We start from the raw sequence: 20,987 nt of genomic DNA, 5'->3' as shown, positions 1-20,987 counted from the left end.
CCTTCTCCCTAAAGAATACAAATAGGAGCTCGGATGCTGGTTGTAAGTGCGTGCGAAAGCCCACTACTCCCTACTCCCTTCTCCCTACTCACTAAAATATGTACGAAGAACTAATAAATAAGAAGGCAACGCTAGGCGTAATCGGATTGGGTTACGTGGGGTTGCCTATTGCGCTAGAGTTTGCCCGCAAGCTTAAGGTGGTTGGTTTCGACATCAACGAGGCACGTGTGGAGCTGATGCGCCAGGGCATTGACCCTAGCAAGGAGCTCGAGCACGAGGCCTTTGAGGGTGTTGATATTCTTTTCACCTCGGATATCGAGGAGCTAAGAAAGGTCAACTTCTATATTGTGGCTGTGCCAACTCCCATCGACGACCATAATCTCCCTGACCTGAAGCCGCTCTTGGGCGCAACTCGCACCATTGGGCAGGTGCTGAAGAAGGGCGACTACGTGGTGTACGAGTCGACCGTATACCCTGGCTGCACCGAGGAGGACTGCATCCCGCTGCTCGAAAAGCTGTCGGGCCTAAAGTTTAACCAAGACTTTAAGGTGGGCTTCTCGCCCGAGCGCATCAACCCCGGCGACAAGGTGCATACGCTTACCAGCGTGGTAAAGATTACCTCGGGTGGCGATGCCGAATCGGCCGAGGAGATTGCCAAGACCTACGAGATCGTCATCAAGCCGGGCGTACACCGTGCATCGTGCATCAAGGTGGCCGAGGCCGCCAAGATCATCGAGAATACCCAGCGCGACATCAACATCGCCTTCATGAACGAGCTTTCCATCATCTTTAGCCGTATGGGCATCAACACCTACGAGGTGCTGGAGGCGGCCGGTACGAAGTGGAACTTCCTGAAGTTCTTCCCTGGGCTAGTGGGCGGTCACTGCATCGGCGTAGACCCCTACTACCTATCGTACAAGGCCAAGGCGCTGGGCTACCACGCGCAGATCATCAACTCGGGCCGCTTCATCAACGACTCGATGGGCGGGTACATCGCCAAGCAGGTGGTGAAGAAGGTGATTGCCGCCGACAAGGAGGTGAAGAAGGCCAAGATCCTGATCATGGGCGTTACCTTTAAGGAGGATGTGGCCGACATCCGCAACTCGAAGGTGGTGGACATCTACAACGAGCTCAAGTCGTACGGCATCCATCAGATTGATGTGGTTGACCCCTACGCCTCGTCGGACGAGGTGCACCACGAGTACGGCTTCCACCTTGCCGATAGTAAGATCACCGATAGGTACGACGCCATCATCGTGGCCGTATCGCACCGCGACTACTTCCGCTCAATAGCCAACGAGGGCTGCGTCTTTGTTGACGTAAAGGGCATCTTCCGCGAGATGAGGGAGACCTTTACCTACTGGAGCTTGTAGCTAGAGACTACCCGATACTGAAAGCCAGCGCCCTAAAGCGTTGGTTTTTTAGTTGATGCATATTGAAGGACACCCCGTGAACCTTCTCGCAACCGTGAAAGCTCATTCCCGAGGCTCCGTGAACCTCCTCGCAGACGTGAAAACTCATTCCTGAGGGGTCGGGAACCTTCTCGCAGATGTGAAAGCTCGTTCCCGAGGCCCCGTGAACCCTCTCGCAACCGTGAAAGCTCATTCCCGAGGCTCCGTGAACCTCCTCGCAGACGTGAAAGCTCATTCCTGAGGGGTCGGGAACCTTCTCGCAGATGTGAAAGTTCATTCCCGAGGTTCCGGGAACCTTCTCGCAGATGTGAAAGTTCATTCCCGAGGGGTCGGGAACCTTCTCGCAAACATGAAAGCTCGTTCCCGAGATTTTTGAAGGCAAGGGTAGGGTAATGCAGCTCTTTGTTGTACTATATGTGTTTTTAAATCACAAAAAGGATAGCGTATGAGAAAGAATATAATTTTTGGTTTGATAGCAGGGCTTGTTGGATTTGGAGGTTTAGCATCATGCACCGATAAGGACGTAACAACAACCAGCCGCTTTGAGGTGCGCTTAACCGATGCGCCAGCCGACTATGCAAAGGTATTGGTAGATATTCAGGGAGTAGAGTATAATGTGAATGGAACCGATGGCGGTTGGAAGTCGCTTCCTTTGAAAAGAACAGGCGTTTACAACCTGTTGAATTTCCGTAATGGGGTTGATACCATTCTTGCAGGCGAGGAAATTGCTGCCGGAAAGATTAGCCAGATTAGGCTAAAGCTAGGTCATAATAATAGCATCGTACTTAAGAATGGAGAAACCATTAGCCTAAAGGTGCCAAGTGGAGCAGAGTCTGGTCTTAAGCTAAACCTTCATGCCGAGCTGGAGGCTGGTCTTGCCTACGTATTGACAGTTGATTTTGATGCAGCAAAGTCGATAGTGGAACATGGAAACGGCAAGTACTCGTTGAAGCCAGTTCTAAGAGCCTACCGTACTGCTGCAAGTGGTGCAATTGCCGGAAAAGTTACTCCTGATACGCTTTCGACAACCGTATACCTGCTTAAGCTGAACTCGGTTACCCAAAAGAACGATACAGTTGCCACCACAATTGCAAAGGCAGGTAGCTTCCTAATTGGTGGCGTTGCCGAGGGTGGGTATACCGTAAGGGTTGCTCCAACCTACAAGTTTCAGCCAAAGGATTTGAATGCTAACGTAACAATTGGAAATATCTTTGATCTTGGCGTGGTTGCTTTCCAGTAACCCATCAAGGATTTGCGAAAAAGAGAGGGAGCAACTTTTGGGTTGCTCCCTCTTTTAGTATCACGATATGCGTATTACGTATCAAGACAAACTGCACGCACGCTACTCCCTATTCCCTACTCCCTGTTCACTCACAGGTGTCAGCCCCATCTCCTTGCCCTTTTCGAGCATCAGGGCGTAGGCCTCCTCGTAGCTATTGTGGATTATGCCGTCGAGAATGGCGTCCTTGAGGATGGTCTTTAGGTCGCCAACGGCCTTGCAGGGGGTCAGCCCGAAGGTCTCCATTATCATCTCGCCTGTAACCGGCGGTTGGAAGTTGCGGACTGCATCCTTCTCCTCGATCTCCTTCAGCTTCTGGCGAACCATCTGAAAGTTTTTCAGGTGCTTTTCCACGATCTTGTCGTTGGCTGAGGTGATGTCGGCCTCGCAGAGGGTCATCAAATCGTCGATATCGTCGCCGGCATCGAATAGGAGGCGGCGTACGGCCGAATCGGTAACAATCTCCTGCGAGAGGACGATGGGGCGGAGGTGCAGCAGCACCAACTTCTGCACGTACTTCATCTTCTCGTTGAGTGGCATCTTCATTGCCTTAAAGATGTTGGGGACCATTTTTGCTCCAAGAAACTCGTGTCCGTGGAAGGTCCAACCCTGCTGCGGGTTGTACGCCTTGGTGGCAGGCTTGGCAATATCGTGCAGGAGCGCCGCCCAGCGCAGCCAAAGGTTGTCGGTGTTGCGGGCGATGTTGTCGAGCACCTTTAGCGTATGGTAGAAGTTGTCCTTGTGGGCCCGGTTGCCAACCTGTTCCACCCCCTTCAGCTTGTGCAGCTGCGGGAAGATGAACTCCAGCAGTCCCGTTTCGTCGAACAGCAGAAAGCCTATGGATGGAATGGGGGAGAGCAAGATCTTATTCAGCTCGTCATTGATGCGCTCCTTCGATACAATGGCGATGCGTTCGCGGTTCCGTGCAATCGATTCGAGTGTTTCAGGCTCGATGGTAAAGCCCAGCTGCGTGGCAAAGCGGATGGCGCGGATCATGCGCAGCGGATCGTCCGAGAAAGTGGTGTCGGGATCAAGTGGTGTGCGGATGATGTAGTTCTCTAGGTCCTCTACGCCGTTGAACGGATCTACCAGCTCACCGTAGTTATGTTGGTTAAGTCCCATCGCTAGGGCGTTGATGGTAAAGTCGCGGCGCTTTTGATCATCCTCAAGTGTACCGTTTTCGACAATAGGCTTGCGCGAATCGCTGCGGTAGCTTTCCTTGCGGGCCCCAACAAACTCGAGTTCTAGATTTTTATACTTTACCATGGCCGTCCCAAAGTTCTTGAAGACGCTCACCTTTGCCCGATGGCCTAGGCGTAGGGCTACCCGTTCGGCCAGCTCGATGCCGCTACCTACCACCACAATATCGATATCCTTCGACTCGCGGTGCAGTAGCCGATCGCGTACAAAGCCGCCAATTACATAGGCTTCCACCTGTAGCTCTTCTACTACTTCTGCAATAAGCTTAAAAATGGGGTGTTTGAAATATTTGCGCATTAGTCTGATAATCCTATTTGTCGTTGCAAAAATACGCCAATTACAGCTAGTATCGAACAAAACAATGGCGTATATGTTTGATGGAGAAAAGCCCCATCGGGGCTGCAAAGGTACTATTCTAAAACGTTTATTATGGTAGAAGTTTTAACAACGCAATCTTTCAAGGAAAAGATTTTTGACTACGCAACCGAAAAGAACTGGAAATACAAGGGCACAAAGCCTGCCATTATCGACTTTTACGCTACCTGGTGCGGTCCATGCAAGGCGGTTGCACCCGTGCTCGAAGAACTATCGAAGGATTATCAGGGCAAGATCGACTTCTATAAGGTGGATACTGATGCCGAAATGGAGCTCTCAGCGGCTTTCGGTATTCGTAGCGTGCCGAGCCTTCTCTTTATTCCTGCCGATGGAGAACCTCAAATGGCAGCAGGAGCGCTACCCAAGCATGCCTTTATTGATGCCTTTAAAGAGGTCCTAGGGGTGTGATAGGTCTTGTATTGCATTTTATAAAGAAGGAATAGACTACAGTTTATCCCTTCTTTTTATTTTTATAGGCTGTAACTTATTGCACTATTAGATCGTCATAGCGCAAAAAATATGTACTAAAATGATTTCATCAAAGATCAAGAACTTTACTAGTCAATACTGGATATTGCTGCTGCTGGTTTCGATAAAGTTTGTTCTGCAATTTACGCTGGTTAATCAGGTTTACGAGCTACATCGCGATGAGTTCTTGTACCTCGATCAAGCCAAGCACCTCGATTTTGGGTTTATCTGCGTTCCCCCGCTTACGTCGTTGTTTTCTTCCATTATTTACTTGTTTGGCGGAGGCCTGTTTTGGGTGCGCTTCGTTCCATCGCTCTTTGGTGCGCTAACCATCGTCTTTACCTGGCTTATTGTTGAGGCGATAGGCGGAAGCCTATTGTCGCGGATTCTTGCGGGATGCGCCATACTCTTCTCGGTTTTGGTACGGCTGAATATCCTGTTCCAGCCTAATGCTTTCGATATTTTGGCATGGACAATGGCCTTCTATTTTCTTATTAAGTACGTTAAAACCGATAAGTCGAAGTGGATTTACGGCCTATCAGCCGTTATTGCACTGGGGATTTACAATAAGTACACCCTCGTATTCCTGCTTTTTGGGCTAGCTGTTGCCATTCTGCTAACCGAACAGCGAAGGTTGTTGGTAGGCGCTTCGGTATGGAAGGCTATTGGGCTCCTGGTGGTTCTTTTGCTGCCCAACATTCTTTGGCAGGTTGCCCATCATTTCCCCGCCGTCGAGCATATGAAGGCGCTGAAATCTACCCAACTCGACAATAACTCGTCCTTGAGTTTTTTAAAGGAGCAGCTGATGTACCTGTCTGGCTCGTTGGCTTTGGCGGTTGCTGGGTTGGTTGCGTTTGCCTGCTTTAAGCCATTTAAGCCGTATCGGTTTGTTGGGATTAGCATTGTTGTGATTCTCTCGCTCTATGCCATCCTAAAAGCAAAAGGGTACTACGCCGTTGGATTGTATCCGGTGCTGCTGGCTTTCGGCAGCGTTTATCTGGAGCGTATCCTATCGCTAAAATGGAATCGGATTGTTATCCCATTGCTGGCTGGCTGCAATCTTGCTGTTTTTATTTTGACCGCTGAACTTATCTATCCTATATCAACACCATTGGCGATATCCCAAAATCCGACAGCCTTCGAAAAGATGGGCATGCTCCGCTGGGAGGATGGCAAGAACCATGAGCTGCCCCAAGATTTTGCCGATATGGTTGGTTGGCGCGAGATGGCCGATAAGTCGCTAAAGGCCTACCGGATGATTCCCGAAGGGGAGAGGCGGAATACCCTTGTCTTTTGCGACAACTACGGGCAAACTGGTGCGCTAAACTACTACAATAGGGGTGCGATGGCAGAGGCCTACGCCTTTAATGCCGACTACATCTTCTGGCTGCCACGCCTTGATACCATAAAAAACATTGTTTTGGTGGGGAATCAGCCAAGTGCGGAGGTGGCCGCGATGTTTCGGGAGGTGAAGTGTGTTGGAGAGGTTGATAGTAGGTTTGCGCGCGAGAAGGGAACCGGCATCTACCTGCTGACTGGCGCCAATGCCCAGTTTACGCAGGCGTTTTACGCAATGGCGGATAGGCGTATCAAGACGTTTGATATATTTTAGATCAGCTATTCGAATAATAGGTTAGGTAGGGGCGCAAAATGCTGCGCCCCTACTGCTATTCCCGATAGGTTGACTATCGTCGTTGATAGGTTAAACTATCATCATTTATAGGAAAAAGAGAATTCAGTGGGCTCTGTACCTTAGCGCCTCCGCGTTGGATGACGAAGAATTTTTCAAAAAAGCCCCAATTTCCCATTTTTTTTGCTTTATCTTTGCCACGTCTAACGGGGGTGCCCTAATAGTACGGGCTGAGATTATACCCTTTAACCTGATCCAGGTAGTGCTGGCGTAGGGAGTAAAGCGATTTCTTGTTAAAACATTTCCCCCTTTTAATTTTTGGTATTGGCGTCTCACTAGCGCCCAATGTTTAATTATTAAAAGATTCAGTCATGCGCAAGCTAAGCGTGTTTTTAGTAGTGCTCTTTGTGGTTAGCGCCCTATTCTCGTGGGCTAACGGCGGAGGAGGAAAAACTATTTCTGGAACCGTTCAGGGAGTCGATGGGGCTCCGCTTGTAGGTTCAACCATCACCCTTGTTGGGTCGGGTAGGGGAACTACCACCAACGAAAAGGGTTTTTACAGGTTAACGGGTATCCGCGACGGGGCGTACACCTTAAGGGCAAGCTATATCGGCTATAAGACCAAGGAGGTAAAGGTTGATGTTAAGGATAACGTAACGCTAAACATTACGCTCGAAGCCCAAAGCGTGCTGGGCAGCGAGGTGGTGGTATCGGCCATCCGCGCATCGAAGCGTACCCCAATGGCCTTTACCGATCTTAAGGCATACGAAATCAAGAAGCAGAACACTGGGGGCGATGTGGCGCAGATCTTCGAGCTAACGCCATCGTTCGTGGCCACCACCGAGAGCGGTATCGGCATTGGCAACACCGCCTTCAGCATCCGCGGTACCGATGCTTCGCGCATCAACATCACCGTAGATGGTTTCCCTATTAACGACCCCGAGTCGCAGCAGGTCTTCTTCGTAAACATGCCCGACATTACCTCGTCGGCCAGCAGCGTGCAGATACAGCGCGGCGTGGGAACATCTACCAATGGATCGGGAGCCTTTGGTGCAACGGTTAACTTCCAAACCGGGGCGCTAAGCAGCGAGCCTTATGCTGAGCTTAACAACTATTTGGGATCGTATAGCTCGTGGCGAAGCAATGCCCTGCTTGGAACAGGCATCATCAACAACCGTTTCAGCTTCGATGCGCGCATCTCGCGCGCCAAGAGCGATGGCTACATGGATAGGGCTACCTCCGATCACAAGTCGGCACAGGTTTCGGGTACCTACTATGGCGATAGAAGTACCCTGAAGGCAAGCGTGATTTATGGTGAGGAGCATACCGGTATCAGCTGGACTGGCGTGCCCAGCAGCGTTATCGACACCAACCGTACCTACAACCCCGAGGGTATCTACTACGATAGCAAGGGCGTTCGCCGCATATACGATAACCAAACCGATAACTACAAGCAGACGCACTATTTGGTAAACTATACCAACAAGCTAACCGAAAAGATGACGCTCAACCTTGGCTTCTTCTTTACCCACGGCGAGGGGTACTACGACAACTATAAGGATGATGCCAAGTTCTCGAAGTACGGTTTGCCAACCATTACGGTAGATAACGTGCTCCGCAAGAAGAGCGACTTCATCGTGCAGAAGTGGCTGGACAACGACAACGTCGGATCGACCTACTCGTTTGTATATGCTCCGGTAGAATCGCTATGCTTTACGCTTGGTGGCTCGGTAAGCCGCTTTACCAACGATCACTTTGGGAAGATTAAGTGGGCGGAGTTCAACCATGGTATTCCTGCCGACTACGAGTGGTACCGTAGCAAGTCTACTAAGGATGATGCCAACACCTACCTGAAGGCAACCTGGCAGGCTACAAGCCAGCTCAGCTTCTTTGGCGATGTTCAGTACCGCTACGTGAACTATAGAATGAAGGGCTTAGACGATGACATGACCAATATTTCGCAGAATCACCGCTTCGACTTCTGGAATCCTAAGTTTGGTGCATACTACACCCTCAACGATCAGAATAGCCTTTTTGCATCGGTGTCGGTTGCCCATCGCGAGCCTACCCGCAGCGACTATACCGATGGTATTAAGTCGGATAAGGGTTTAACCCCCGAGCGTTTGATCGACTATGAGCTGGGCTATAAGTATGCAGGTAGTGGGCTAAGCCTCGGAGCAAACCTCTACTACATGCAGTATAAGGATCAGCTTGTGCTTACCGGAAAGCTTAACAATGTAGGCTACCCAATTCGCGAGAATGCTCCAAAGAGCTACCGTACGGGTGTGGAACTTATGGCTGCAGTTAAGATTCTTGATAACCTAAAGTGGGAGGGAAACCTAACGCTGAGCCAGAACAAGATTAAGAACTTTACCTACTCGGTGGAGCTGTACGACAACCAAAACGATTGGAATTTCGTAAAGATGAATGAGTACAACCTAGGAACAACCAGCATCTCGTTCTCTCCAAATGTAATTGGATCGAGCATGTTTACCTTCGAGCCGCTAAAGGGCTTTCGGGTTGATTTAACCACCAAGTACGTAGGCGAGCAGTACTACGACAACTCGCAGAGCGAGAAAAGAAAGTTGAACGCTTACCTTGTAAACAGTTTACGTGCAGGATACGATTTTTCGATCGTTGGACTTAAGAATATTATCTTGCAGGTAGGCGTAAACAACCTCTTCAACGAGAAGTATATCGCCAATGCTTGGATTTACAGGGCCGAGTTTCAGGACAACTCAGAGTATATCGAGGATGGTCTGTTCCCTCAGGCAACCCGTAACTACTGGTGCCGTTTGGCGTTGAGGTTCTAAATTTGTTTAATAATATTTGTAGAGACGCCCTATTAGGGCGTCTCTATGTTGGTAAAAAGACGCACTACAGTGCGTCTCTACATAAAATATGATGATATGCTCGCTTGGATAATCGCCAACTATGTAGAGCTGATAGGAGCCACTTTAGGCCTATTATTTCTTTACCTCGAGATTAAGGAAAACGTATGGCTATGGCCCGTAGGGTTGCTCTCGTCGGCGTTCTATGTGGCGATATTTTTCTCTGCAAAGTTCTATGCCGATATGGGCTTGCAGCTGTACTATGTGCTTATTAGCATTTATGGATGGTACAGGTGGTGGCGAGGATCGGGCGAGGGCGAGCCGGACAATTTACCTATAGTTCGGCTTAACGGTCGTTTGGCGGTTGCGCTATCTCTGATAGCTACGCTGCTCTTTTTTGGCATCGCCGAAATCCTTAAGCGTTATACCGACTCTCCCGTGCCTTACTGGGATTCGTTTACCACCTCGTTGGGCATAGTAGCTACCTGGATGCTGGCAAAAAAGATCATCGATATGTGGTGGATTTGGGTAATTGCTAACTTTGTATCGCTATGCCTCTACTACTGGAAGGGGCTTTACCCATCGGTGGTCCTGTTTTTCTTCTACACCGTGATGTCAGTTGTTGGCTACTACTCGTGGAGGAAAAGGCTTGCCGAGCAACAAGTAGCATATGATAGAATCTGATGTAACCGTAATCCTTGCCGATGGTCAATTTCCTGCCCATCCTATACCTTTGGCGATTCTTCGTAGAGCGCGGATGGTTATCTGCTGCGATGGTGCAGCCCAAAAGCTCATAGGAAGCGGCATTCGAATGCCCGACTATGTCGTTGGCGATCTCGACTCGCTTAATATGGAGCTGCTCGATAGGCTGGGCGATAAGGTTGTAAGAATAGAATCGCAGGAATCGAACGATTTGACCAAGGCCTTTGAACTTGCACTGTCGATGAATTCTGAGAAGATCGTTATCCTAGGTGCAACAGGGCTTCGCGAGGACCATACCCTAGGGAATATCTCGCTGCTTTCGCGGTATGCCGAAAATGCCGACGTGCTCATGTACACCGACTACGGCCGCTTTATGGCGATATATGAAACGACAACCATTCCCAGCCATAAAGGGCAACAGGTGTCGCTGTTTTCGCTAACCCCCAATACTCCTATAAGCTATAAGGGGCTAAAGTGGGATATCACGGAGCGGCCGCTGCTCTCGTGGTGGGAGGGGACGCTTAACGAGGCGTTAGGCGATAGCTTCACCGTAATTTTCGAAGGAGGAAGGGTGCTGGTGTATCAGGCGTACATGCAGAAGGTTTGATGCTTAGTATATCAAAATACAAAAGGGAGCCGATTGATGCTCCCTTTTTAATGTCTTTTGGTGTTGTAGCCTAAGCCGAGTGCTTGTTGTAGTTTAGAATCAGCTTCGAGTGGCGAGCGTACTCTACGTAAACCTGATCGCCTGGATTGAAGTGGTTCCACGATTCCTCGTTTAGAAGTCGGAAGCACATGTTGTTGAATACTTTGGTTCCGTTAATCTCCATTACGAGGTTTCTCTTCTTTCTAAACGAAATTTTTTCCTTAATAATCCCTGTTCCAACAACCTTTATTCGTTCCTTAATGTCTCTAAGGATTGCTACAAACTTGTAGGTGAAAAGGACTCCCCAGCCAATAAAGTTAAGCGGTAACCCAATTACGATTCCCCCAACCCCAAGTCCTACGAACGAAAGAGCGATAATGAGTAGTGCAGTAGAGCCAGCATAAATCCAATATCGCTTAGTCAAACCTTTAATGTACCCACGGAGAACCTGAACCTCGCGCCCCGTTAGGCTGTCAAAGTTGTAAATAAGCATTTTGCACGTGTTTGTTGATTTAAACTAAAACATTCCCATAATCCAACGCCCGTAAATGTAGAAAATAATGCGAAGACCCCATGTTGGCGCTGCAATTTTAACAATTCATTTTTTGTCAAGCCGTGCCTATTGCTATGACGGCTGCATTATTAGCTGGCGAAAACATTCGTTCGAATGTTGCTAAGTGTTATTAATAGCCACAAAACCCCATAATCTGAATTGAACTTAGTAGATTTGCCGAATAAATCTAATGTATTCGGTTTACCTAAAAACCAAAACCATGTCAGTAGAAAGCAACGTAAGGGTGGTAACCACCCATCGTCTTATGGAGATGAAGGCAAAGGGAGAGAAGATCGCAATGCTTACCGCCTACGACTACTCTATGGCCCGAATCCTTGATGCTGCCGGCATCGATGTTCTTCTCGTTGGAGATTCGGCATCGAACGTAATGGCTGGTCACAAATCCACCGTACCCATTACGCTCGATCAAATGATATACCATGCGCAGTCGGTTGTTCGTGCCGTAAAGCGTGCCCTTGTAGTGGTTGACCTCCCTTTCGGAACCTACCAGGGTAACTCGAAGGAGGCGCTGGCCTCTGCCATTCGCATTATGAAGGAGAGCGAGGCCGATGCCGTTAAGATGGAGGGTGGCGCCGAGGTTATAGAATCGGTTCAGCGTATCCTTTCGGCCGGAATCCCCGTAATGGGGCACCTTGGCCTTACCCCTCAGTCCATCCATAAGTTTGGCACCTACACCGTTCGTGCCAGGGAGAAGGAAGAGGCCGATAAGCTAATCCAGGATGCCCACCTGTTGGAGGTTGCCGGATGCTTCTCGGTTGTGCTGGAAAAGATTCCTGCGGCTCTTGCCACCCAGGTTGCCAGCGAGCTGAAGATTCCGATCATCGGCATTGGAGCCGGTAACGGCGTCGATGGGCAGGTGCTGGTGTCGCACGATATGATGGGCATCACCCACGAGTTCTCGCCCCGATTCCTTCGCCGCTACCTGAACCTTTTCGAGGAGATGAAGGAGGCCACCGAGGCCTACATCAAGGACGTAAAGAGCCGCGATTTTCCTAACGAAAACGAGCAGTACTAGCAGATGGCGGTTAAACCCGAAAATATTATTTACGAGGATAACCACCTGCTGGTGTACAACAAGCAGGTGGGCGATATCGTACAGGGCGATAAAACGGGCGACATGCCGCTCTCCGAGGTTGTAAAGGCCTACATTAAGGAGCGCGATGCCAAGCCCGGCAACGTATTTCTTGGCGTAACGCACCGCATCGACAGGCCAACCACCGGGGTGGTAATCTTTGCCAAAACCAGCAAAGCGCTAGAGCGTATGAATGCGCTGTTCCGCGATGGCGGCGTCGATAAAACCTACTGGGCTATCGTTAAGAAGGCTCCCGAAAAGGATGAGAATATGCTGGTGCACCACCTCTCGCGCAACGAGAAGCAGAACAAGAGCTACGTTTTCGACGCGCCCAAGTCTACCACCAAGGAGGCCAAGCTGCGGTACAAGGTTATCTGCAAGAGCGACAACTACTCGTTGGTTGAGGTGGAGCTCCTAACGGGGCGTCACCACCAGATTCGCGCTCAGCTCTCCAGCATCGGCTCGCCCATCAAGGGCGATCTGAAGTACGGCTTTCCCCGCTCGAACCCCGATGGCGGTATCTGCCTGCATGCCCGTAAGGTGGAGTTCCTCCATCCAGTAAAGAAGGAGAAGATCACCATCGTTGCCCCCGTCCCCGACGATGCGCTGTGGCAGTTCTTCGCAAAAGCAGTAGAAAAAGGCGTTTAACCCTATAAGTCCCGGCAAGAGCAACCTGTTGCCGGGATTTCCTTTTTGAAGAGGAGGGGGCATGCGGCTGAGATACCGCTTCCTCTGCGCGTTTTTCATCTGGGAGCGCCAAGTGCAAATTTCTTCCACGAGTTTTTCATTTGGGAGCGCCAAATGGAAATTTCTTCCACGAGTTTTTCATCTGGGAGCGCCAAGTGCAAATTTCTTCTACGCTTTTTTCATTCGGGAGCGCCAAGTGCAAATTTCTTCCACGCTTTTTTCATTCGGGAGCGCCAAGTGCAAATTTCTTCCACGAGTTTTTCATTTGGGAGCGCCAAGTGCAAATTTCTTCTACGCATTTTTCATTCGGGAGCGCCAAGTGCAAATTTCTTCCACGCTTTTTTCATTCGGGAGCGCCAAGTGCAAATTTCTTCCACGAGTTTTTCATTCGGGAGCGTCAAGTGCAAATTTCTTCCACGCTTTTTTCATTTGGGAGCGCCAAGCGCGATTTTCTTCTACGCATTTTTCATTCCAAAGAGGCGAATGCAAATTTCCTCTCGGCAATTGTTGCAACGGTGTGGAGGAGCCCGATTTTCCGATAGGATGTTGCCAGATGGGGGTGGAGGTGCACGTTTTTTATACGGAGATTTCCTTTCGTCCTCACGGCTCGAAAGGTTTATCGTCTTCGTTGCAGCCTTTTCTTTAAATATCCAATAAACGCTCGCTAGGTTCTGTTTTTTTATAATTTTACCCTGGTAAAGTTTCTGTTTGAAGCTTTGTAAATAATAAATGCTATGAAACTGTTAGTAAAGAACATAAAAAAGCTGGTTCAGATAGAGGATATGCCCAAAACTTGGGTGGCCGGAAGCGATATGAAGGAGCTTCCCTCTATAGATGATGCATACCTATATATATACGATGGCCTTTTTGCCGATTTCGGGCCGATGAGCAGCTGTCCCGATCATCCCGATGCCGAGGTGGTCGATGCCACGGGCTGCATGGTGTTCCCTTCGTTCTGCGACTCGCACACCCACCTGGTGTACGCCGGAAGCCGCGAGATAGAGTACGTCGATAAGATTCGCGGGCTCTCGTACGAGGAGATCGCCAAGCGGGGAGGCGGTATCCTGAACTCTGCCGAGCGCCTTCGTGCCGCATCGGAGGATGAGCTTTTTGAATCGGCCATGGAGCGCATCAACGAAATCGTTTCGTTGGGTACCGGAGCGGTAGAGGTGAAGAGCGGCTACGGCCTCTCAACCGAATCGGAGCTAAAGATGCTTCGCGTAATCCGCCGTATACGTTCCGAATCTCCCATTACGGTTAAGTCAACCTTCCTAGGCGCCCATGCGGTGCCAATGGAGTACCGTGGTCGCCAGTCGGAGTACGTCGATCTGATCGTTAAGGAGATGATTCCGCAGGTTGCCGCCGAGAACCTGGCCGACTACATCGATGTATTCTGCGATAAGGGCTTCTTTACTGTCGAAGAAACCGAGCGCATGCTCGAGGCTGCCGCAAAGTACGGCCTTCGACCTAAAATACACGCCAACGAGCTGGCGCTTTCGGGCGGCATACAGCTGGGCGTAAAGCATTCGGCCCTCTCGGTTGATCACCTCGAGTTTACCGGTGAGGAGGAGATTGCCTCGCTGCTCGATTCAACAACTATGGCTACACTACTACCGGGTGCCGCCTTCTTCTTGGGGATGGACTATCCACCTGCCCGTAAGATGATAGATGCAGGGCTGCCCGTAGCTCTTGCTTCCGACTACAATCCTGGTTCATCGCCTTCGGGAGATATGAAATTTATCTTAAGTTTGGCATGTGTAAAGATGCGGATGGTTCCCGAAGAGGCGATCAACGCAGCCACCATCAACTCGGCCTACGCAATGGGGCTAAGCGGTACGCATGGATCGATCTCTAGAGGAAAGATTGCCAACTTCTTTATCACAAAACCAATCCCATCGTACGAGTATATGCCCTATGCGTATACCCAGAAGCTGGTCGATAGGGTATTTTTAAACGGTAAAAGGATATAACCATGAAGAGAGCACTGACGATTATTGCTGTGGCTGCACTGCTTGTGTCGGCACAAGATGTTGATGCACAAACATCGAAAAAGAAAACACGGAAGGTGGTAAAAACCACGAAGGCTACAACAACCACCAAAAGCAGCACATCAACAGCTGCACCCGCAGGTGCTGCTACCGGAACCACTGCGCCTACATCGGCGTCAACATCAACCACCGCTACATCCAAAAGTACGCTGGCTACGGGATTGTCGTCAATACTTTCCTTGTCGAATTCCGATTACTCGAATGGACTTAAGGATGCGCTGAAAATTGCCGCCTCAAAATCTGCCGAGTCGGCATCAATGCTCGACGGCTTCAATAAGAATCTCGATATTCGCATTCCCTTCCCCAAGGAGGCCATTGCTGTAAAAGAATATGCCGTAAAATTGGGGCTGCAGTACCAGGTCGATATTTTCGAGGAAAAGCTTAATCGTGCTGCCGAAGAAGCGGCCAAAAAGGCTGCTCCAATTTTCTTGGCTGCAATAGTCAACATGTCGTTTGCCGATGCGGCAAAGATTGTTACAGGCGATAAGAATGCCGCAACCCTTTACCTGCGCAACACCGCTGGGGCTGAGCTGGCCAACCAGTTTAAGCCAGTAGTAGCCGATGCCCTATCGCAGGTTGCCATCACAAAGTACTGGAAGCCGCTTGTCGACAAGTACAACAAGGTGGCGCCATTTTTGGCAAAGGAGCAGGTTAATGCTGATCTTGAACAGTACGTAACCAACAAGGCTGTCGATGGGCTCTTTATCTTGGTCGAAAAAGAGGAGGGCAAAATCCGTCAAGAGCCTGCTAAGTATGGCTCCGATTTGGTGAAAAAGATTTTTGGAACTACTAAATAAACCTATTAAAGGATTAGAATATGAACCTAAAGCTGATTGAGTGCGTTCCCAACTTCTCCGAGGGGAACGATATGGGCATAATTAAGCAGATCACCGACGAAATTGAATCTGTAGAAGGCGTTAAGCTGCTTGACGTTGACCCTGGGAAGGCCACCAACCGTACGGTAGTAACCTTTGTAGGAACACCCGATGAGGTTTGCGAAGCCGCATTTAGGGCTGCAAAAAGGGCAAAGGAGCTTATTGATATGAGCAAGCATCAGGGCGCTCACCCACGTTTTGGTGCAACCGACGTGCTTCCGCTTATTCCTGTGGCCAACATAACTATGGAAGAAGTTGTAGAGTATGCCCGTAAGCTGGCCAAGCGCATGGGCGATGAGCTGCAATACCCCATTTACTGCTACGAAAGTGCTGCATTCGAGCCAAAACGCCAAAACCTGGCTTTTTGTCGCAGCGGCGAGTACGAGGCTCTTCCTGAAAAGATGACGAAACCGGAGTGGAAGCCTGATTTTGGGCCAGCAACGTTTGTTCCTCAAACAGGAGCAACTGCAGTTGGAGCACGTAACTTCCTAATCGCCGTTAACTTTAATCTGAATACAACCTCTACACGTCGTGCTAATGCCATTGCGTTTGACGTTCGCGAAAAAGGGCGCCCAGTCCGTGAGGGCAATCCTATTACAGGGAAAAAGAAGTTAGACGAAAACGGTAAGGAAATATGGACTCCGGGCACCCTAAAGGGTACCAAGGCCATCGGTTGGTTTATCGACGAGTATGGAATTGCTCAGGTATCGATGAACATTACTGACATCAACCAAACTCCGCTTCACCTTGCTTTCGAAGAGGTAAAGAAAAGGGCCGACGAGCGAGGCTTGCGTGTGACAGGAACCGAAATCGTAGGCCTAGTGCCAGCAAGCGTAATCATGGATGCTGGTAAGTACTTCCTTGCTAAGCAGCAGCGTTCTGCCGGTATCGCAGACGAAGAAATTATCAAGATTGCCGTTAAGTCAATGGGGCTCGATGAGCTTTATCCTTTTGATCCGCAAAAGAAAATCATCGAGCTTATGGTAAAGGATCAAAAGAAGCAGCTTGTTGATATGACCGTTACCGGCTTTGCCAACGAAACTGCGTCAGAGTCACCGGCTCCTGGTGGAGGATCTATTGCTGCTTATATGGGTGCTTTGGGTGCTGCCCTTGGTACAATGGTTGCAAACCTATCTGCCCATAAACCAGGTTGGGACGACAGATGGAAAGAGTTTTCTGATGTGGCAGAAAAGGGTAAAGCGTATATGGATCAGCTGTTAAAAATGGTTGATGAAGACACCAATGCCTTTAATCGCATTATGGACGCACTGTCTCTTCCTAAAAAGACAGATGAGGATAAGGCTGCGCGTAAGAAGGCTATACAGGATGCAACCAAGTATGCTGCTGAAGTACCTTTAAAAACAATGGAGTTGTGCTACAATTCGATGGAGGTTATGCTCGAAATGGCAGAAAAGGGTAACCCAAATTCAGTATCTGACGCAGGTGTTGGCGCTATTGCTGCTCGTGGGGGGGTATACGGAGCTTACCTCAATGTTTGTATAAACGCAAAAGGTATTGAAGATCTCGAATTTGCGAAGGATTTAGAAAATAGAGCTAACGTTTTATTAAGAAAAGCTTTAGAGTTAGAATCTGAAATTCTTAATAGGGTAATGGCTGTTATTAGCAAATAGCCGGTTTTTCACAACTACCCCCAATATAATAGAGGCATCCAGATAAAGGATGTCTCTTTTTTTTGTTGTAGTAGTTATTTTTTTGATTTAAAGACAAGAATCATGTAACTGGTAAAAAAAAGTGAGTCGTGGACTGAAAATATTTTTTTGATTTGTTATAAAAATATAATTAAATGTTTATATTGCGTCTGTATAACCAATATTCTAATATATGAAACGAATAAAGCTGCTACTGCTGTCAGCTTTTGTTTGCTTTGGTATATCCAATGCCCTAGCGCAAACAAAAGTTTCAGGTCTAGTAACAAGTTCTGAAGATGGTCAACCAATTCCTGGTGTGACTATAATCGTTAAAGGTTTATCAGGTGTAGGCACTTCCACTAATATTGAAGGGAAGTACACTCTTAGTGTTCCTACCTCTGGTAAGGTTCTTGTGTTTAGTTACGTGGGCTTTAAAACACAAGAGGTTTTGCTTGAAGGTAAAACGTCTATAAATGTCGTGTTAGTTGCAGAAACTAAGCGAATTGACGAAGTTGTGGTAACTGCATTAGGTATTACTCGATCGAAGCAAGCATTAGGTTATGCTGTTTCTGATGTAAAAGGGGACGAACTTGCTAAAGCAAGAAGCCAGAATGTGGTGAGTTCACTATCAGGGCGTGTTTCAGGTGTGCAGATTACTGGTGCTTCTGGTCAAATGGGTGGAGGATCACGGATTCAAGTTCGCGGAGTGACATCTCTTACACAAAACAATCAACCTTTGTTTGTTGTTGATGGTATTCCTCTCGATAACTCAGACTTTTCGTACGGTGCTACTGGTGGTGGGGGCTACGATTACGGTAATATGGGGTCAGATCTAAATTCTGACGACATAGAGTCTATTTCTATTTTAAAGGGTGCTTCTGCAACTGCTCTTTATGGTTCACGAGCTGCTAATGGTGTCGTTATGGTTACTACTAAAAAGGCAAAAGCTGGCGCTCAAAACTGGGGGGGTGCTGTTAATTCGAGTATAACTTGGGATAAAGCAAGTATTATTCCAGTTTATCAAAAGTTGTATGGTGGTGGTTCTACCTTTTCTGATGCACAAGGGGGTAAGAACGGATTCCTAACAGAAGAGATAGAGGGGAAAGAGTACAAGGTTGTTCAATACTCTACAGATGAGAGTTGGGGGCCAAAATATGATCCAAGTGTTAAGGTTCTTAACTGGAATGCTTTTGATAAGTGGGATACTAAAAACTATCTTGTAGAAAAGCCTTGGGTTTATCCAAAGAATGACTACAAATATTTCTTTAGGACAGGAGTGACTTATACGAACAACGTTCAACTTACTGGTGCTACAGATAAGGGATCAACTAGAATTTCATACACCAATATGAACGTTGCTGGTATTTATCCTAATAGTGAATTAAAGCGCAATACAATTAATTTTAATGGCAGTTATAATTTTTCTAAATATTTGGAAGGTTGGGCAACTGCTACATATGTTGTAAATACTGCAACAGGTCGTCCAGAAACAGGTTATGGAGATCGAAATCCTGTTCAAAAGATGTGGCAGTGGATTCATACTTCTGTGGATTATAAAGAGTTGAGCAACTGGAGAAATCCTGATGGAACTCAACGCTCTTGGAATAGAAGTTCTTGGGATAATCCAGGTCCAGAGTATACTGATAACCCATATTGGTCGAGGTATATGAACTATCAGAATGACCGTAGAGATCGTCTATTCGGAAATACGGGCTTGACACTTACTTTTACTCCATGGTTAAAACTAACAGGTCGCCTAGGTGTTGATTTTTATACGCTTAAACAAGAAGAGCGTACAGCAATAGGCTCACAATCTTTATCTTCTTATGATCTTTATGTTCGTTCTAACTATGATGTAAATGGCGAAGCATTCTTTAGCATTAATAAGCGTTTTCTTGAGGATAAAATAGGTTTAAGTTCAATTTTGGGAGCCTCTGTAAATGATCGTAAGTATGATATTACAGGTGGTACAACTGTTGGTGGTTTAGTTATACCTGAAGTTTATAACTTAACCAATTCTGTATCTAAGGCAACTTCTAGGGACACTAAAAACCATAAAAGGATAAATAGTTTGTATGGAAACATAACGCTAGATTATAATCGTTTTGTCTACCTTGATTTAACAGCTAGAAATGACTGGTCTTCAACTCTTCCAAGTGGAAGCAATAGTTATTTTTATCCGTCTGTAAACCTAAGTCTTGTACTTAGCGAATTGGAAGTTTTTAAGTCCTTTGGTTTTATTGATTATGCAAAGTTACGTGGTGGATATGCTCAGGTTGGAAACGATACTGATGCTTACAATTTGTCAAATTACTTTGCCGCAGAAACTCCATTTGGTTCAGATCCTCGATATTCTTTACCTACTCAACTCGCAAATGCAAAACTAAAGCCTGAAGAGACAAAGTCTTGGGAAGTAGGCTTTGAGGCGAAGTTGTTTAAGAGCAGATTTGGAGTAGATGTTTCTTATTTTACGAAAGATACAAAAAATCAGATTGTTCCTATTCAGGTTTCGGGAGCAACTGGTTGGGCTAGTTTATGGATTAACGCAGGTAAAATGGAGAATAGTGGTTGGGAGTTTCAGGTTAGTGGAACACCTTTAAAGACTAAGAATTTCTCTTGGGATGTTACTGTAAATCTTTCAACACTTGACAATAAGGTTGTTGATATAGCAGAGGGACTTGACTATCTAAATCTTGGTAATGCTCCTTTTAAAGTTCAAGTTGGGGCTTACAAAGGAATGGCTTATCCTGTAATATATGGTACTGATTTTGTTTATGACAAGGATGGTAAAAAAGTGTTGAGTGCAACTGGAAGATATCTACCTTCTGCTGTTAAGCCTTTGGCAAATGTTAATCCTGATTTTACAGGAGGAGTTACCAACTCTTTCAACTACAAGTTTAATAATGGAATTCAAATTGATGCAAATATTCTTCTTGATATGCAGAAGGGAGGTCACATGTATTATACGTCTTATATGTGGGGTATGTATTCTGGTATTCTGGCAGAGTCTGCATCTATAAATGAGAACGGGTTTAATATTCGTGACGCAATTAAATATAAATATAGTGATGGAACAGAGGGGACGACTTGGAAAGATGGGGCAAAAAGTATAGGAGGAGGTCTTGTTCTCGATGGTGTTTATGGAAAGTATAACGCACTAGACGGTTCAATTACTTACCTAAATGCAGATGGTACTACTTCTCAGGTTGCTGTAAAAAACACAAAAGCAATTGCAGGTTCTCGTTATAGCCGAGATCACTACTCTGGTCCTGATACTCAGAATATATTTAAAACGGATTATTTGAAACTTCGTGAAGTTCGTTTTGGTGTAACAATCCCAAAGAAGTGGACTGGTCCAGTCTCAGGTTTGAGAGTTTCTTTCTTTGGAAGAAATCTGAAAACTTGGTTTGCTGATCAACAACACTTTGATCCAGAATACCTGCAAATGGCTGGATCAAATGCACAAGGAGTAGAAGGTGGTTACCTTCCATCTGTTGCAACGTATGGTGTTGGAGTAAACTTTAACTTTTAATTAAAAT

Annotated in this window: 16 protein-coding genes and 1 riboswitch; of the genes, 13 read left to right on the top strand and 3 right to left on the bottom strand. The window is 47.4% G+C overall.

The annotated features are described in order from the left end of the window. Nucleotides 1–98: 98 nt before the first annotated feature. Nucleotides 99–1,373, top strand: coding sequence for a nucleotide sugar dehydrogenase (locus tag CLV25_RS09470; protein ID WP_131839411.1), 1,275 nt, complete (start codon nt 99–101; stop codon nt 1,371–1,373). Nucleotides 1,374–1,380: 7 nt separating this feature from the next. Here the strand turns inward: CLV25_RS09470 and CLV25_RS09465 are convergent, their stop codons facing one another. Then, nucleotides 1,381–1,731, bottom strand: coding sequence for a hypothetical protein (locus CLV25_RS09465; RefSeq protein WP_131839410.1), 351 nt, complete (start codon nt 1,729–1,731; stop codon nt 1,381–1,383). A gap of 126 nt (nt 1,732–1,857) precedes the next feature. Here CLV25_RS09465 and CLV25_RS09460 point away from each other — a divergent pair, with 126 nt between their 5' ends. Continuing rightward, nucleotides 1,858–2,652 carry a DUF4382 domain-containing protein gene (locus CLV25_RS09460; protein ID WP_131839409.1) on the top strand — a complete coding sequence of 265 codons (795 nt, stop codon included), beginning with the start codon at nt 1,858–1,860 and terminating at the stop codon, nt 2,650–2,652. Between the two features lie 102 nt (nt 2,653–2,754). Here CLV25_RS09460 and CLV25_RS09455 read toward each other — a convergent pair whose 3' ends face one another. After that, nucleotides 2,755–4,188 carry a CCA tRNA nucleotidyltransferase gene (locus CLV25_RS09455; RefSeq protein ID WP_131839408.1) on the bottom strand — a complete coding sequence of 478 codons (1,434 nt, stop codon included), beginning with the start codon at nt 4,186–4,188 and terminating at the stop codon, nt 2,755–2,757. A 132-nt stretch (nt 4,189–4,320) separates the two neighbouring features. Here CLV25_RS09455 and trxA point away from each other — a divergent pair, with 132 nt between their 5' ends. The 5 genes from trxA (at nt 4,321) to CLV25_RS09430 (ending at nt 10,504) form a co-directional block, all read left to right on the top strand. Continuing rightward, on the top strand, nt 4,321–4,674 hold the full coding sequence (gene trxA / locus CLV25_RS09450) for a thioredoxin (RefSeq protein ID WP_131839407.1): 354 nt from the start codon (nt 4,321–4,323) through the stop codon (nt 4,672–4,674). Nucleotides 4,675–4,795: 121 nt separating this feature from the next. Then, on the top strand, nt 4,796–6,346 hold the full coding sequence (locus CLV25_RS09445) for a glycosyltransferase family 39 protein (RefSeq protein ID WP_131839406.1): 1,551 nt from the start codon (nt 4,796–4,798) through the stop codon (nt 6,344–6,346). Nucleotides 6,347–6,562: 216 nt separating this feature from the next. Next, a riboswitch (TPP riboswitch) is annotated at nt 6,563–6,658 on the top strand. Nucleotides 6,659–6,735: 77 nt separating this feature from the next. Continuing rightward, nucleotides 6,736–9,177, top strand: coding sequence for a TonB-dependent receptor (locus tag CLV25_RS09440; RefSeq protein WP_131839405.1), 2,442 nt, complete (start codon nt 6,736–6,738; stop codon nt 9,175–9,177). 96 nt (nt 9,178–9,273) lie between these two features. Further along, a complete protein-coding gene (gene pnuC, locus CLV25_RS09435) occupies nt 9,274–9,879 on the top strand; it encodes a nicotinamide riboside transporter PnuC (RefSeq protein ID WP_131839404.1) in 606 nt (201 codons plus the stop codon). Beyond that, nucleotides 9,866–10,504 (top strand): thiamine diphosphokinase, encoded by a 639-nt coding sequence (locus CLV25_RS09430; protein WP_131839403.1) that lies wholly within the window; start codon nt 9,866–9,868, stop codon nt 10,502–10,504. Before pnuC ends, CLV25_RS09430 begins: the two co-directional genes overlap by 14 nt. 70 nt (nt 10,505–10,574) lie before the next feature. Here CLV25_RS09430 and CLV25_RS09425 read toward each other — a convergent pair whose 3' ends face one another. Then, nucleotides 10,575–11,036, bottom strand: coding sequence for a hypothetical protein (locus CLV25_RS09425; RefSeq protein ID WP_131839402.1), 462 nt, complete (start codon nt 11,034–11,036; stop codon nt 10,575–10,577). A 280-nt stretch (nt 11,037–11,316) separates the two neighbouring features. Between CLV25_RS09425 and panB the strand changes: the two genes are divergently transcribed. The 6 genes from panB (at nt 11,317) to CLV25_RS09395 (ending at nt 20,980) form a co-directional block, all read left to right on the top strand. Beyond that, nucleotides 11,317–12,132, top strand: a complete 816-nt coding sequence (gene panB, locus CLV25_RS09420) for a 3-methyl-2-oxobutanoate hydroxymethyltransferase (RefSeq protein WP_131839401.1) — start codon at nt 11,317–11,319, stop codon at nt 12,130–12,132. A gap of 3 nt (nt 12,133–12,135) precedes the next feature. Beyond that, nucleotides 12,136–12,837, top strand: coding sequence for an RluA family pseudouridine synthase (locus CLV25_RS09415; RefSeq protein WP_131839400.1), 702 nt, complete (start codon nt 12,136–12,138; stop codon nt 12,835–12,837). Between the two features lie 773 nt (nt 12,838–13,610). Further along, a complete protein-coding gene (hutI, locus tag CLV25_RS09410) occupies nt 13,611–14,846 on the top strand; it encodes an imidazolonepropionase (protein ID WP_131839399.1) in 1,236 nt (411 codons plus the stop codon). 2 nt (nt 14,847–14,848) lie between these two features. Next, nucleotides 14,849–15,721 carry a DUF4197 domain-containing protein gene (locus tag CLV25_RS09405; protein ID WP_131839398.1) on the top strand — a complete coding sequence of 291 codons (873 nt, stop codon included), beginning with the start codon at nt 14,849–14,851 and terminating at the stop codon, nt 15,719–15,721. 20 nt (nt 15,722–15,741) lie between these two features. Beyond that, nucleotides 15,742–17,430, top strand: a complete 1,689-nt coding sequence (ftcD, locus tag CLV25_RS09400; RefSeq protein WP_131839397.1) for a glutamate formimidoyltransferase — start codon at nt 15,742–15,744, stop codon at nt 17,428–17,430. Nucleotides 17,431–17,641: 211 nt separating this feature from the next. Then, nucleotides 17,642–20,980, top strand: coding sequence for a SusC/RagA family TonB-linked outer membrane protein (locus CLV25_RS09395; RefSeq protein WP_131839396.1), 3,339 nt, complete (start codon nt 17,642–17,644; stop codon nt 20,978–20,980). The last annotated feature ends 7 nt before the right edge of the window (nt 20,981–20,987 follow it).

It is taken from the genome of Acetobacteroides hydrogenigenes (assembly GCF_004340205.1).
Lineage (GTDB): Bacteria > Bacteroidota > Bacteroidia > Bacteroidales > ZOR0009 > Acetobacteroides > Acetobacteroides hydrogenigenes.
This window is presented reverse-complemented; position numbering and strand designations above follow the sequence as displayed.